Origin of the sequence: Acidithiobacillus sulfurivorans, from assembly GCF_018853815.1 — a bacterium.
GTDB lineage: Bacteria > Pseudomonadota > Gammaproteobacteria > Acidithiobacillales > Acidithiobacillaceae > Acidithiobacillus > Acidithiobacillus sulfurivorans.
In genome coordinates this window covers 1-287 of record NZ_JAAOMP010000162.1, presented here as the reverse complement: position 1 = coordinate 287, position 287 = coordinate 1, and the positions used below count along the sequence as shown (strand labels likewise).

The window sequence follows — 287 nt, the reverse complement described above, 5'->3', positions numbered from 1 at the left end:
CGCTGCCAACTTGGACTCGGCAGACCAGCCCTCTGCTGTCTTCTTGGTCACTGCACTCATCGCCCCACTCGCTATGGCCTGCTTGCGCCAATGGTACAGCGTCACATCAGAAATCCCTTCCTGTTTGGCCAGTTCTGGCACCGATAAACTGGTGGGCGGTAACATCTTCTGCAATACAGCGGCCTTACGTTCTGCTGAATAACTCTTCATCTCGATAATCCACTTTCCGCCCCCACCCTACACCTGACTCCATTTCAGAGAGGCGACAACTACCCTGACACCGGGGG

At 55.4% G+C, this 287-nt stretch carries 1 protein-coding gene; it reads right to left on the bottom strand.

Going from position 1 to position 287, the window contains the following annotated elements:
* On the bottom strand, positions 1–210 hold a 210-nt coding region (locus tag HAP95_RS14930), incomplete at its 3' end, for a transposase (RefSeq protein ID WP_215884930.1).
* Between the last annotated feature and the right edge of the window lie 77 nt (positions 211–287).